At 35.9% G+C, this 13,565-nt stretch carries 13 protein-coding genes; 8 read left to right on the forward strand and 5 right to left on the reverse strand.

Annotated features, from left to right (window positions below; all coding sequences use genetic code 11):
* The first annotated feature begins 210 nt into the window (after nt 1-210).
* The 3 genes from ACR1PO_RS02950 (at nt 211) to ACR1PO_RS02960 (ending at nt 2,825) form a co-directional block, all read left to right on the forward strand.
* A complete protein-coding gene (locus ACR1PO_RS02950; RefSeq protein ID WP_142725979.1) occupies nt 211-1,032 on the forward strand; it encodes a hypothetical protein in 822 nt (273 codons plus the stop codon).
* 215 nt (nt 1,033-1,247) lie between these two features.
* Nucleotides 1,248-2,264, forward strand: a complete 1,017-nt coding sequence (locus tag ACR1PO_RS02955; RefSeq protein WP_433985771.1) for a hypothetical protein — start codon at nt 1,248-1,250, stop codon at nt 2,262-2,264.
* 219 nt (nt 2,265-2,483) lie between these two features.
* Entirely contained in the window at nt 2,484-2,825 is a 342-nt protein-coding gene (locus ACR1PO_RS02960) for a DUF2511 domain-containing protein (RefSeq protein WP_142725977.1), read from the forward strand.
* 80 nt (nt 2,826-2,905) lie between these two features.
* Here the strand turns inward: ACR1PO_RS02960 and ACR1PO_RS02965 are convergent, their stop codons facing one another.
* Nucleotides 2,906-4,162: an exodeoxyribonuclease VII large subunit gene (locus tag ACR1PO_RS02965; RefSeq protein ID WP_433985772.1), complete on the reverse strand. Its 1,257-nt coding sequence runs from the start codon at nt 4,160-4,162 to the stop codon at nt 2,906-2,908.
* Between the two features lie 204 nt (nt 4,163-4,366).
* Between ACR1PO_RS02965 and ACR1PO_RS02970 the strand changes: the two genes are divergently transcribed.
* Nucleotides 4,367-5,140, forward strand: coding sequence for an SDR family NAD(P)-dependent oxidoreductase (locus ACR1PO_RS02970; protein WP_433985773.1), 774 nt, complete (start codon nt 4,367-4,369; stop codon nt 5,138-5,140).
* 188 nt (nt 5,141-5,328) lie between these two features.
* Nucleotides 5,329-6,114, forward strand: a complete 786-nt coding sequence (locus ACR1PO_RS02975) for a helix-turn-helix domain-containing protein (protein WP_433985774.1) — start codon at nt 5,329-5,331, stop codon at nt 6,112-6,114.
* 251 nt (nt 6,115-6,365) lie between these two features.
* Here the strand turns inward: ACR1PO_RS02975 and ACR1PO_RS02980 are convergent, their stop codons facing one another.
* The 4 genes from ACR1PO_RS02980 to ACR1PO_RS02995 form a co-directional block, all read right to left on the reverse strand.
* Nucleotides 6,366-6,752 (reverse strand): VOC family protein, encoded by a 387-nt coding sequence (locus ACR1PO_RS02980; protein ID WP_142725973.1) that lies wholly within the window; start codon nt 6,750-6,752, stop codon nt 6,366-6,368.
* A gap of 46 nt (nt 6,753-6,798) precedes the next feature.
* The gene (locus ACR1PO_RS02985) at nt 6,799-7,554 is read right to left on the reverse strand and encodes a helix-turn-helix domain-containing protein (RefSeq protein WP_433985775.1); all 756 of its coding nucleotides are present in this window, start codon (nt 7,552-7,554) and stop codon (nt 6,799-6,801) included.
* A gap of 403 nt (nt 7,555-7,957) precedes the next feature.
* Entirely contained in the window at nt 7,958-9,124 is a 1,167-nt protein-coding gene (locus ACR1PO_RS02990) for a serine hydrolase domain-containing protein (RefSeq protein ID WP_433985776.1), read from the reverse strand.
* Between the two features lie 108 nt (nt 9,125-9,232).
* Nucleotides 9,233-10,045 (reverse strand): helix-turn-helix domain-containing protein, encoded by an 813-nt coding sequence (locus tag ACR1PO_RS02995; protein ID WP_433985777.1) that lies wholly within the window; start codon nt 10,043-10,045, stop codon nt 9,233-9,235.
* 490 nt (nt 10,046-10,535) lie between these two features.
* On the opposite strand from ACR1PO_RS02995, the gene ACR1PO_RS03000 reads away from it, so the two are divergent.
* The 3 genes from ACR1PO_RS03000 (at nt 10,536) to ACR1PO_RS03010 (ending at nt 13,491) form a co-directional block, all read left to right on the forward strand.
* On the forward strand, nt 10,536-11,546 hold the full coding sequence (locus tag ACR1PO_RS03000; RefSeq protein WP_433985778.1) for a S41 family peptidase: 1,011 nt from the start codon (nt 10,536-10,538) through the stop codon (nt 11,544-11,546).
* A gap of 68 nt (nt 11,547-11,614) precedes the next feature.
* On the forward strand, nt 11,615-12,610 hold the full coding sequence (locus ACR1PO_RS03005; RefSeq protein ID WP_433985779.1) for a phosphotransferase: 996 nt from the start codon (nt 11,615-11,617) through the stop codon (nt 12,608-12,610).
* Between the two features lie 434 nt (nt 12,611-13,044).
* Complete coding sequence (locus tag ACR1PO_RS03010; RefSeq protein WP_433985780.1) at nt 13,045-13,491, forward strand: GNAT family N-acetyltransferase; 447 nt, start codon at nt 13,045-13,047, stop codon at nt 13,489-13,491.
* Nucleotides 13,492-13,565 lie beyond the last annotated feature (74 nt).

Genomic DNA, 13,565 nt, shown 5'->3' on the forward strand with positions numbered 1-13,565 from the left:
TTCAGTGAGTCATACTTTAATAAATTTGTGTATATAAAAACTTTAAACGTAAGAATAGATGTATGAAACTTTTTCGTTAAAAAATCAGGAATGAAAAATATCAAATATCTTAAGAATTTATATTTTAATTTTGTAGTAACTTGATAGCATATCATTTTGTTATAAAATAGATAGATTTTTGAGTTAGAGCAAAAAACCAAAACAAAAACTATGACCGATCACTCCGAAACTATTATCACAAGAGAAATAAAGTATAGCATAACTGTACAAACAAATTTTCACATTCAAAACTATTTAAGTAATAACAGCAGAATTAATGATTCTTATTTTTGGGTGGAAGAAAGCGAATTTAACGACACTTTATGCTTTTCATCAATTCTACTTAATGAACTTACAGACGTACAAGAAATATATGATACTGCAAATCAAATTATTTCTATCTATGAAGGAATTTACAAATTACTTGATAGGACAAGACATAATCAACAATATTTTACTCTTTTAGAAATAGTCAATCTGGATGAAAGAAGGATCATTTCACGGTCAGGTCATTCAGAGCTTTATAAAATTGACATTAATCTCAAAGGGATCAAAAGCGAATCGCCCAAAGGTCCTGTCAATCCAATATATTCTTTGTTTGCAGAAATTGTAAAAGATGACTTCTTAACTAATTTATTTTTCCTACTATCAAATAAAGTAGATTTTAGAATGCTTTATATTATTTACGACGATATACGATTTTATCTAAAATCAATTGATGACAATGAATTTTTAAAAGAATTTTCGACCCCTTTAAATCGTTTCACTCATACAGCAAATAACTACGAAGTATTAGGTTTTTTTGCACGACATGGACGGACTAATCATGAACCACCCAAATCACCAATGCATTTAAAAGAATCAATGAATTTAATTTTTGACATCATAGTTAAATTGTTAAGAGAAAAATTTTCTATTGTTCTTCCTTCTTTTTGGGGACTTATGTATGTTGATTTTTCTGAGGGTGAAATTGAAAAATTATTTGAAAAATAATAAAAGTACCTGACAAAAGTTTGACAACATAGCTACTACATTGAATCTATGGTGGATTTTTGCAAGAATTCATAGCAGAAATTGTATTAGTTGAGTGGTTAAACAGATCCGACAAAAATGGTTATTGGCTAACAGCTAAAGAGGTTATGAATTAGTTTATTAAAAACTTAAAGCTTATGAGTCCTGAAGAGATAAATAAAAAATTATTACAGAAGATGAAAGATGATAAAAAGACTGAATTAGCGCAAAATTCAGTTTTGATCGATCAATTCATTGCGCACTGTAAAACATTGGGAATAAATATTTCCTTGTCAAATATTGACTATATCCAATCCATCGGAATCATTGCAGAGTTTCCTGACTTGGTACGATTGCTGAATCACGACATGGTTCCGGACAAAGAAGGACTGATCAACACAAAAACTTTGGAGGCACAATTCTCTAAAAAACAATTTGAAGGTTACTATTATGGAAGTAACTTTATGGTTATGGCAAACCATCTTTTCAGAAGAGGTTATTCAAAAAATGCGAATTTTGCACCAGAATTTTTAGATTTCTTTTGGAAATTGGAACAACCTAGCAATGACACTTACATTGCCATTGACCCAGACAGAGTCAGAATCAATGTAGACAGCAGAATGTACATGGAGTACGATACATGGTATGGTGCAAAATTCAAGAAGTCAATTCATGAAATATCCGATGGCGTTGTAAAACTACGGCCTCCAGCCGAGCTTACTGATTTTTATCTTGACTTCCTTTTTGCGGGAAGCTATTCGCTTGATATTTTATGGTATTCAACTACTGAAAATATTAATGATATACAAAAGAAGATCAAGGTATTTCAATCAGAAGAATTTAAAACAGACAATCACTTCCTATGGATTGATAAGGAAAAATATTATCCAGTCCGCTATGTTCATGCCGAATTTGACGTTCAAGAGAATCATTTCAGACGCTTTGACGGTGCCATACATTTCTACACCGAGGAAGAATATATTCAGAGGAGAGATAGCGATCTCAACTTCAATAACAAAAATAATTTCAAATTAAAGACACAATCACAAAAATTATTTAAGATAAACGGTTCGGTTTCAATTGATGACTGGATCAGTTTAACCAGCCAATTCATGTCCCAGAATCCTTTAGTTAATGAATACTTTGAAGGAGAACTGCCCCAAAAGGTAACAGAAATCCTATCCGCATTGAAAAAAGAAGAAGAAGACCTTTAAATACTTTATAATTATCGTGTTGAGAAGCTCTTTAGAATTCCAAAAGGAAAGCTTTAAGCTAGTTTAATAATATTTTAATAAAATTAAATGACACTATAACTTTTAATTGAAATCATTAAATAATTCAAATCCCTATAAAAATCGGGATTTGTCTTGATACGGAAACCCGTAAAAGAAGAATTAATAGTTTTTTTACTTTTAAAGCTCCACATTTCAACTATGAAAAATCTAGTCCTGCTTTCTATCTTATCATTAATTTTATCATGTAGTGCACCTGCTACAAAAAACACGCTTAAATTCACCAAACAGGATTACATCGGTGAATGGCCATTTTCCGTCAATGAGATCGAGGTCTACTGTTCTGGTTACAAAGAGATCTATGGCAGAACGAGTAACGGAAAGGTCTATGCCATGAATGGATCTGCGAAAGGAGCCTCACACAATGACACTTCCATCAGCAAGATCGAAGAGATCTGGCTCGATGATCCGAAATGGGCCGGGCTAAAGATTTCCTATGGAGATTTTATTACCCAGGGTCTCACACTTTGTGAGAGTAAGTAATAAATTTTAAAATTGTAGAAATTAATCGGGCGGCTATCGATATCAATAGTCTCTGTATTAAGGAATATAATACCAAGACATCAAAATACCTTTGCCAAAACAAATCCGATGGCCAAAGCAAGTATAAATGCAAAGATGATCTTTGCATAATCAGTTTTGCTATTTTGTAATTCCTGATTAAGCCTAATATTATCCTTATTCAGTGTTTCCAGTTGCGCCTTAATTGAGGCTGTCTTTTCATTGATGGCAGACTGCAAATTCTTTTCATGCAAGGCGGAGATCTCCTTTTTGTAACTTTCCAATTCCTCCTTTCGTTGCTTCTCCTGCTCGGAGAAGTTCTTCTGCGTATCCTGAAGCTGTTTGACAGACGATTCCTGAAGCTTCTGAAATTCTTCGTTTCTTTTGGACAGTTGTTCAGTTAAGGTTTTAACCTGCTCAGAAAACTGTTTTGAAACATCTTTTTTAACCTCATCGATTAATAGAGCTCTTGAGTTGGATCTTTCCAAAGACAGTTTTTCTGCTATGGCATGCAATCCTGCTCCATAATCATGGGGTAAATGGAAACGTTTATCCGCAAGTTTGTCAAGCAGGGTTTCATCGACCGTATGTCCGATTGCTGTAATAGTTACTGAATTAAGTCCAATGAACAGCTCAGAAAGCTGAATATTGTTAAACGTCTCCATGCTCTGACGGTCACCGCCTCCCCTTACCAAAGCAACTATATCATACTCCATCGATGAGATTTCATTCAATTTGGAAATGATTGCCGTTGAGGAGGTAATATTACAGCTATGGTCATCGATCTCAAAATATTGCACGGAAACATCCAGTCCTTCAGAAAAGTCTTTCTGGACAATAGCATTATTCCCATAAATATTGGCAATCTTTACCTTTTCATCTTTCAGCATCTTCTCTCTAATAAGGGTTTCAAGATCCTTTGATCCTGTTTCAAGCTTTTTCTGGATCAGCTCATATCTTTGCAATTCCTCTTCCGATATAGATTTTTCTTCCTGCTGGATGATCTCGTCCACTACAAACCGTAATTCGATAGATGAATTTTTGATGCTCTTTTCAATAAACCCTCTGAGCGTATAGATTTCATTATTGGTCATCTTACTTCTCAGCAGAGAAGAGATGCGAACCCCTATTGAAACGTGGTCACCTTCCGAGAATAGGAGGTCATAAAAATAATTACCGTAGGCTTTACCCCCACCGAAGGAATATCTACCTTTCAGATAGATGATATTGACCGTAGCATTCAGCTTCAAAGCATTGCTAAAGATTCCAATGACGGAGGCCGGTGAATAAACCGGATAAGTGATTTCTTGTTCTGACATAGATGAAAATCATTCAAAAAAAATTCCTAACAAAGATATTGTTATTTGTCACGAAATAAAATACGATCGTTTTACAGAAGTTTCACCTTTTTTATGAGATTAAATTACCCTATCCTCGATTGGGCTTCAAGTAGTCTCGATTGGGTTACATTAATTTTAGTTTTAATATCCATCTTTGCTTCATTAAATTAAAACAATAAGATTATGCAAAACAATGAAAATAAAGTGGCACTGGTATCGGGCGCGAACACCGGTGTGGGATTCCAGATCGCTAAAGCCCTTGTAGAAAACGGCTATATTGTGTATGTGGGTTCACGTGACCTGCAAAAGGGTGAGGCAGCCGTGGAACAGCTGGGCGGATTAACAAAAGCAATCCAGCTTGATATTACGGATTCAGGGTCTATCCGTGCCGCGGTGGAGATCGTCGAAAAAGAACACGGATACCTGACCTTACTGGTCAACAATGCCGCAGTCTCTCATGCCGGTACTCCAGGACGTACATTGGAAGAGATCATGGGTGCACAGCGTGCGAGCATAGCACCGATCAGCGAATTAAAAAAGGTATGGGATACCAACGTATTTGGAACCCTAGCTTTGACCCAGTCTTTCTTGCCGCTAGTGCACAAAGCTCCAAGTGCAAGGATCGTCACAGTTTCCAGTGCTCTAGGGTCGCTGACGATCAATTCCAACCCTGAAAACCCTTACCGTTCGAATTTTGATGCGGTATATGGCGCTTCGAAAACGGCACTTAACGGAATTTTTCTTTCCCTTGCTATTGAACTGGAGAACACCGGCATCAAGGTGCATCTGGTAAGTCCGGGATTTACGGCTACGGCGCTCAATAATTTTCAGGGAACGGATTCTGTAGAGGAAGGTTCGAAGGAACCGATCCGGGTAGCTTTGGCAGAGGATCTTCTGACGGGAAGTTTTACAGGTCCTGCTGATTTCAGCGGGAAAGATAACATCCTTCCTTGGTAGTTTTAACACAAAACCTATGATCGCCGGTCATAGGTTTTTTATACATTTATAGTATGAAATCTAAAGAAGATAAACTGGTACGCTTTATATCGATATCGGAAAGTCATCAGGCTTTTGGACTGCCGGCACCTCAGCATCCGCTGATCAGCCTTGTCCATTTCAACCAGGACAACCCTTTTAATACGTCAATGGCACCGATCTACGATGTCCTGAGTTTCTATAAGATCACCTTTATTACAAGAAACAGAGGAAGGCTGAAGTATGGCAGAAACTATTATGATTACGATGAGGGCAGCATGCTGTTCATGGCGCCTAATCAGTTAGTAGGAAGTACGGATTACAACAGCGAGACCTATTGTTATATTTTACTGATCCACCCCGATTTTTTGCTGGGCCATCCCATCGCCCGTAAAATAAAGCAGTACAGTTACTTTTCCTATACCTCCAATGAGGCACTCCATCTTTCCGATAGTGAAAGAGAGGTTATTCTTTCCGTTTACAGGATCATGGAGCAAGAGCTGAACAGCCGCGTGGATGAATTCAGCCAGGAAGTCGTAATTTCGCAGCTAGAGCTGCTGCTAAGCTATGTCAACAGGTTCTACAAGCGTCAGTTTATCACCCGGAAAGCAGTCAATAACGACATTCTCCAGAGAACGGAAACTATTCTCGATGACTACCTTAATACTCAGACATCAATACATCAGGGACTCCCAACAGTACAATTCCTCTCGGATCAGCTAAAGATCTCACCCGGCTATCTGAGTGACCTATTACGCTCGTTGATCGGACAGAATGCACAGCAGTACATTCGGGGCAAGGTCATTGAAAAAGCAAAGGAGAGGCTAACCAACACTGACCTGACGGTTGCTGAAATTGCCTATGAACTAGGGTTTGAGCATCCGCAGTCATTCAGCAAGATGTTTAGGGTGAGGACCGGGCTCTCGCCTTTGGAATTCCGTACGTCTTTTGATTGATGGGCTTTATAACAACCTGGATATGGTTAATACCTTAGTTCTTCACCATAATTTACGAAACAGCAATAAAAGTTAAACCATCTTTAATTCTTAATTTTTAATAAAAAGCAAAGTAATTCTGCACACTAAAGTATATCATTGGCAAAATAATTTTACACATCAAAGTATGCCATTACACAATAAAATTTTGTTGCGTTGATAATATATTATTGCCATGCACTAAACTGATTCGATCGATAAGCTTGTACAAATCACTCAACGTTTTCATTGAAGGGGTTCACACTGATTTCTATCAAGAGATATTCAAAATAGAAATAGAACCCAAACGTATTTCTGATCGATTTCGGTTCTCCTTCAAACCGTAAGTTTTCTTCCTTCCGTAGCTTTCTGTACATATTCCAGACAGCTTCCTGATCTTGCTGATAAAATCCGATATGGAAATTCTCGGGATACTCAGGTATATCTTCCTTTTTATTCAATACCTGTCCCCAGATCACAAGGGCAAATTGGTCTCTGTTTTCCAGGACTGCCATTTTACTGTTTCGGTTAACGATTGTGCTGAAGCCGAAATAGTTTGTAAATAAATGCAAAGCCTTGTCTACATCCTTTACCACCAGATTGATATGATTCAAACTCATTTGGTTTAATTTTATTTGTTCTATTGATCAAACAAAATTAGGTTTCTTACATCAGGCTCAATTGGATAAATCGGTCGTTTTCGTTTTTGTTTAAGATCGTAGGTTTTACCCCTGAGAATTTCTTTACTTCCCTGATAAAATGGGATTGGTCACCATAATTAAGTTCCGGGTAGAAATCGCCTTTTTTCAACTGTTTCAATGAATTTGAAAAACGGATAATATTAATATAAGCTTTTAATGTAACTCCGAACCAAGTAGTAAAATAACGATTTATCTGCCTACTGCTCCAAGAAACTTTTTTTGATAATTCCTCAACAGTTGTTTCTCCTTTTGATAAATAAATCAGCTCAAACAAATTCTTCTTACGGTCATCGATTTTCTTTTCTACCTGCATCTTAATAATGTAACAGGCTTTTCTATAAAATTGCTCAAAATTTTCCAGATCGTTTTTACAAAATCCCAAATAATCGCAAGGGAGAGTTTGTTTAGTATCTTTTAAATCTGCAATGGATTTTTTAAAGATATATTCAGCGGCTATCGGATGAAAGCTTATGGCAAACATCGTCGATCTGGGGAAAGGTGGTTTGATGACAGGCCCGGTGCAAATCCCCGATATAAAGATCTCAAAATGCTCATCTTCTCCTGAAAAAAGGAATAGATCTATTTTCCCGTCAGGAACGATGATCCCTTCTCTTTTTTCATCAGCATGATTTTTTACCATCCAGACACTTTCTACTATATCTGAAAGGGAATTGTCGGGTTTAATCGATAAATACTCTAATTGATTTTTGGTGGTGTTCATGCATTAAAAATTGTATTTTGAATACCATACAGCAAAAGAACGCAAAATATTTACTTTATAGCCTTACAATATCAACGATTTCATTTTATTTACGTTACGAAACATTAAAGCAAATCGTGTTACCATATTTTATTGGCTAACGAAAGCCTATATTTCTATCCGATAAGTCCCCTACATCCTCCCCACATATGGTATCCTTGCCCGATATACCTGATGCACTATTTTTCATAGATACCGATGTCGCCTGTAAGATCCAGGCATTTGAATCCGCCTTTTCCGTTTATTGTATGAATTCCTTCTATACTTGTCACTTAAAATTGCACATCCATAGATCATATCCACCCTGCTATTAAATCTGTAGTTTAACGTTGCTTATAATTCAGTAACAATTGATTAGAAGTTACTATAATGTAAGGTTCACTAAATCCCTGCCAAAATCTGAAAAGCTATCCTTGTCACCCGTAAAACTCTGATGACTGATCATCCTTATCGCAACAATATTATGTTTTGGATCGACAATAATATAGTTTCCCAGATAACCATCCGCCCGGTAAGTTACACTTCCGCTGAAATCTCTTTTTCGAAGACGCAAACCAGGTTTAAGATGTTGATTGATATATTCATACGGATTGTTACCAAAGACAGTCTGTAATTTAGCTGAAAAATCCTCATTTGACCGGTAGATTCCTTTCATTCTGCTGACTTTACGTATAAATTCTTTAGATACATTTGCTTTTTTAAGTTCTTTGATAATCTCATTGTCTACAGTTGACACGGTTTTCTCATAATCGAGCCACCAAAGCATTCCATATCCTTTATATTGAGCAGACGGCGCAACCACTTCGGCAATGTGTTCTTTTGCGATCACCTTATTATTCTTGTAATATCCCTCGTTTAGCAACAATAAACCAAGCTTGATTAAATCTTTTGGCTTAATCTGGCATCCAGACATTACATGCGGATTACCGGCATTGTCTAATGTCCAGGAATAATCTGTAATTTCCAGTGGCTTAAAAAGCCTTTCCCCAATATACTCATCCATTCTTTTACCCGTGATCTTCATTATGACACCTGCCATAAGATTCAGCGACTTGTTATTGTATTCAAAAGCTTCTCCCGGTTTTTTGGAAAGTTCCGCTGCAAGCGCCAATTGAACAAAATTATCACTGGGATAGATTTCCACTGAAGCATTAGGATTATTCTGCATACCGGAAGTCATATTAACAAGATGCCGAATGGTGATCAGCTTTTTCTGACCCTGTTTCCATTCAGGGTAAAAATCCGCAATTGGAGTATCAAGGCTTTTAATCAAGCCATCGGTCATAAGGCAGGCTACGGAAAGCCCGACAATACTCTTGGTACAGGACATAGCTTCGATCTTCACATCCGGGTTACCGACGCCAAAGTATTTTTCGGCAACCAATTGATTATCCTGATAAATTATAACAGCCTCCGAATGCTTATCTTCAGCTTTTTTTAATAACATCTGCAGTTTAGCCTCATCTATTTTTTGCCCATACACAATACTTAAAAAAGATGACAGCATCACGATCAAAAATCTGGTAATCATTAGAATTATTTTTTTGAGACTTATAGCTACTAAAACTTACAGCATCTCAATATTAATAGTACAAAGAAATCACATTTTACAGAAGCAAAATTGTAAAAATGGAAACATTCAGATGAACAGCCAGACAACTTCCTTATCAATTTCTACATTTTTGAAAAAAGATTTAGGTGTTTTATGGGTTAGTTCCTTAAAATCTTTGATAAAATGGGACTGGTCATAAAAAAGGCTTTCGTGCGACAGCTCCGTGAGGTTTTTTATTTCATTTTTCTCAGCTATTGATTTCCTGAAACGATGAATTCTGCGATATTCGGCAGCAGATTTTCCTATATTTTTCTGAAATAATTTATTCAGATATTGCCTGGAAATGTTATTCTTTTTTGCGACCTCATCAATTTTACCGTCAGTTTCTATCCCCTTTATAATTTCTTCCAGTAATGAATATTCTTTGTCAATATATTTTGAAAGCCAGTAATTCTCAAGCTGTTCTATCTGCATTTCCTGATCGTTCAGATTCAGGATTTTTTGCATTTCATCTTTAAAATCTTCAAAAGGATTGAACTCGATCACTTGGGTATGATCCTGAACAAAAAACAGTTGAGGATTTTCTACAAAAAAATTGATTCCTAGAGGCTTGAAGTAAATTGTAAGTTCATTGACAGGTTCTTCGTAGGATATTTCAATGGGAGAAGTGTAACGGTAAACCATATTAGCAAAAATTTCATCTTTTTCTGATCGCTTGATTTTCATCCTATTGGTACTTTGACTTAGCGACACATTTTGCATTACCGTAACAATAGTATAGTTATTAGGAAAAGTCAGATAATGCAAAGGCTCAGAACCCTTACCTCTCTGAATGAAATAATAGCCCTCAACGTATTTTTTCAGGAATTCACTTCTAGGCTGGTAAAATTTCAACTGCATTTTCTAATGGAATTATTTGTTACTTTTCACATACTCATTCGAACGACACAAAGATAAGGAACAGAAGCATCCCATTGTAGATTGATTTAACAAATCATCAAAAAAATCAGACGATTCTTTAGATAGTTTTTTCAATGTTTTTAGTATAGCAAAACTTTGCGATTGTCTGAAGATGACATCAATTGCAGGGTATTTCATTGAAAAAAATAAGAACCATGAAACATTAGGCTTTTCAATGATGCACTTTACTGTTTCCTAAAAGCTCAAAGGACTCTGAAAGCTATCTAAACACTGGAAGTGGAGGAAAATCGCAAAGAAGCAACCATCTGGTACGGTAGATCTCTTGAAGTTCATCACCAAAAAAGCAATAACATTCAATTTCGAATATATAAATAATTGCAGGCCCAATTTGAAAGTCAAGCCTTAGCCTTCGCTTAAAGTAATTTTTTTTATGTAGCTTGCTGCAATGTTACTATATCCTATTTTGAATATGATCAAATCTTTTCTCTTCGCTATCTTTTTACTCATCTCTACTTCTTCGTTTTCACAAGCTTTAAAAAATGACAGCGTCAAATCATTTGTGGATACCACCGTTGCCCTAATCAAATCAAACGCAGTTGATACTTCCAACATAAAAATGATTGAAAATATTTTATATACTAAAGCTAAAGACCTTAATTCAGTTTCTGAACTCGCTCCGATATATGCTGAGGTTTTCAAACTGCTCAAAGATCATCATGGCGGCCTGAAATATAAGGGTAAAACCTACGGATGGAACAAGCCTGGAAGCTCTGCAAATGTCTATCTGAAAGAAAAATTAAAAACTGAGAAGTCCGTAGTGAGCCAGGTCATCGGTAAAACAACAGCCTACATTAGAATACCGGGCAACGATGACTTCGCCTTTAAAAAAGTCGACAGTATTGCCAATGATATCACAGAACATATCAATAAAGTTAATTCAGCTAAAATCAAAGCTTGGATCATTGACCTCAGAGTCAACAGCGGTGGCAATATGTACCCTATCCTACTGGGATTGAAAGAATTTATCGGCAGTGATGATATTGTTTTCGGCGGTTTCAGGAATTCAAAAGGAGAATCTTCAGGAAAATGGGAGATAAGAGAAGGTAAAATGTTGATCGACGGTATTGAACTGGTTAGAAAAACGCAACTAAAAATTCCGATCAAGCAAGATATTCCGATTGTTATTTTGACCAGCTGCTACACGGCCAGCGCCGGTGAAATGACGGCTATATCTCTGATTGGAAGAAAGAATACTTTTGTTGTGGGTGAGCCCACCGCCGACTACACGACCGCTGTCCAGGGTTTCAAAATAAATAAGGATGCCGGGTTGAATTTGTCTACCGACTATGTTGTGGATAGAAATTCAAAGGTCTACACCAACAATGTCCATCCTGATACTGAAGTTGTACAAGGTGATAATCTTGAAGATCTACTCAAGGACAAGAAAATCATACAAGCTTTGAGAATGTTAAAAAAATAAAACTGTCATCCATCGACAACTTATTATACATTTAACAACAGTTATTAAAATTATAAAAAATCGAGAAGATGAACATTTTCCCTATAACGGCAAGTATACTTTCAGAAACCGAACTATGCAATTTTATCAGAGAAAAATATGCTTTAAGCGGTGAGTATCATTGTAAACTGTTCCGGACAGGTGTCAATCATACCTATTTCATCTCAGGTGAGAAAGGTAAATTTGCGATAAGAGTTTACTGCCATAACTGGAGAACCAAACCAGAAATTGAGGAGGAACTTAAACTTCTCAACATACTTAAGGAAAATTCTCTTTCTGTTTCCTATCCAATCCCTGATAAAGATGGAAATTTGATACAAGCTATCAACGCTCCGGAGGGTATTCGATATGCCGTGCTCTTTTCATTCGCTGAAGGTCAAAAGATGCGATATATGTCTAATCAGACTTGCTATTCTATTGGTTCACTTATGGCAAAAATCCACAACATAACAGAGCATAAAAAGGTCGACAGGGTAAGCTATAACTCTGAGATACTTTTATACCAGTCTTATGACCTTATTAAATCGTTCTTTGACGAAGACCTGTATGAAATGAAATACATCAAAGAAATCAGTCCTTTAATAGCCAAAAGATTTGAAAGCAGCCATTTATCGGAAAATCAATGTGGAATTGTCCATCTTGACATCTGGTACGACAATTTAAGTGTTAACGATGAAAACGAAATCACTGTTTTTGACTTTGATAATTGTGGAAACGGCCCTTTTATCTTGGATGTCGGTTACTTCTTTAAGCAATTGTTTTTTATCGAGACTAATAAACAGGAGTACGAATTAAAGGTGCAAAGCTTTTTAAACGGTTACCGGAAAATAAGAGCTCTTTCGGATCGTGAGATTGAATTGATTCCTGATGCCGGAGCCTCTATTTTTATATTCTATCTCGGCGTACAGGCTAAAAGATTTGATTGGTCCAATATTTTTTTCACCGAAAACTACCTTAAAATGTTTGTCGGAAGAATAAAAGACTGGAACGATTATTATCAGAAGGGAGATAAACGATTATCATAATAAATATAAAACTAAAATTTATTCTTAAAATAGATTAAGACCAACCAATTCATCAGTTTTCTTTTCATTTGCTGAAAACTCATTGAGACCATCTGCATATTTTTTTAAAACATTAATGCATAGCAAAGGAAGTATCATAACTGTTTTTTTAGTGAAACAAATGATCTCTTCATTTTGAGTAATAAAAAACAGTAATATTTGAAAGAGAAAGAAATTAATAAAGTCCGGAAATTAAAAAGAATAAAATTGATCACAATAACAAGCAGATCTCAAAAATGGATACGGCAGATTGAGAGTTCTGGTGTATAAGATAAATATGATATAGCTAAAATTCTCGACAGTCAAAATTATTTAATTTGGATGTTTTTTGGTTAAATATAACCATTGACAGTATCTGCTAAATTAAAATAAATTTGCTCTAAAATAAAATCACCTTGCAAATCATCAAATATAGGCAGAAGTACAAGGAAAGATGTATACAGATCTTCAAAACCAACCTCCCAAAGTTTTTTGCCAAGGAAGAATTACAACAATTTAAAGAATTTTTGGATCAGTCTCCAGATCACTATTATATGGTTGAAATTAATGGCTTCCCGGTAGGCTGCGGAGGAATTTATTTTGATGAAAGGAGTAATGAGGCAGCACTATGCTGGGGTATGGTAGATGCTAACTCCCACGGGAAGGGAATTGGTAAATTCCTCACCCGTTTCCGTTTAGATCTTTTACAAAAACTGAATGCTGGTAAAATGATTACAATCGAAACTTCCCAACATACTGCATCATTTTATAAAAAGAATGGTTTCACCACTGTAGATATCTTAGCTAACGGATTTTGTGACGGACTTGATAAATACATTATGAAGATAGAGGCAAAAACTTAAAATCCCAGATATTTAGATTTGTCTCATATTTTTTTACCCGATTACTTTGCATAACCTAATACCTTTTAAAATAT

It is taken from the genome of Chryseobacterium amylolyticum (assembly GCF_051011775.1).
GTDB lineage: Bacteria > Bacteroidota > Bacteroidia > Flavobacteriales > Weeksellaceae > Chryseobacterium.

Bases quoted from the DNA above. Each gene is read 5' to 3' on its own strand.
- ACR1PO_RS02950 (WP_142725979.1), top strand. From the start codon at position 211: ATGACCGATCACTCCGAAACTATTATCACAAGAGAAATAAAGTATAGC.
- ACR1PO_RS02955 (WP_433985771.1), top strand. From the start codon at position 1,248: ATGAAAGATGATAAAAAGACTGAATTAGCGCAAAATTCAGTTTTGATC.
- ACR1PO_RS02960 (WP_142725977.1), top strand. From the start codon at position 2,484: ATGAAAAATCTAGTCCTGCTTTCTATCTTATCATTAATTTTATCATGT.
- ACR1PO_RS02965 (WP_433985772.1), bottom strand. From the start codon at position 4,162: ATGTCAGAACAAGAAATCACTTATCCGGTTTATTCACCGGCCTCCGTC.
- ACR1PO_RS02970 (WP_433985773.1), top strand. From the start codon at position 4,367: ATGCAAAACAATGAAAATAAAGTGGCACTGGTATCGGGCGCGAACACC.
- ACR1PO_RS02975 (WP_433985774.1), top strand. From the start codon at position 5,329: ATGGCACCGATCTACGATGTCCTGAGTTTCTATAAGATCACCTTTATT.
- ACR1PO_RS02980 (WP_142725973.1), bottom strand. From the start codon at position 6,752: ATGAGTTTGAATCATATCAATCTGGTGGTAAAGGATGTAGACAAGGCT.
- ACR1PO_RS02985 (WP_433985775.1), bottom strand. From the start codon at position 7,554: ATGAACACCACCAAAAATCAATTAGAGTATTTATCGATTAAACCCGAC.
- ACR1PO_RS02990 (WP_433985776.1), bottom strand. From the start codon at position 9,124: ATGATTACCAGATTTTTGATCGTGATGCTGTCATCTTTTTTAAGTATT.
- ACR1PO_RS02995 (WP_433985777.1), bottom strand. From the start codon at position 10,045: ATGCAGTTGAAATTTTACCAGCCTAGAAGTGAATTCCTGAAAAAATAC.
- ACR1PO_RS03000 (WP_433985778.1), top strand. From the start codon at position 10,536: ATGATCAAATCTTTTCTCTTCGCTATCTTTTTACTCATCTCTACTTCT.
- ACR1PO_RS03005 (WP_433985779.1), top strand. From the start codon at position 11,615: ATGAACATTTTCCCTATAACGGCAAGTATACTTTCAGAAACCGAACTA.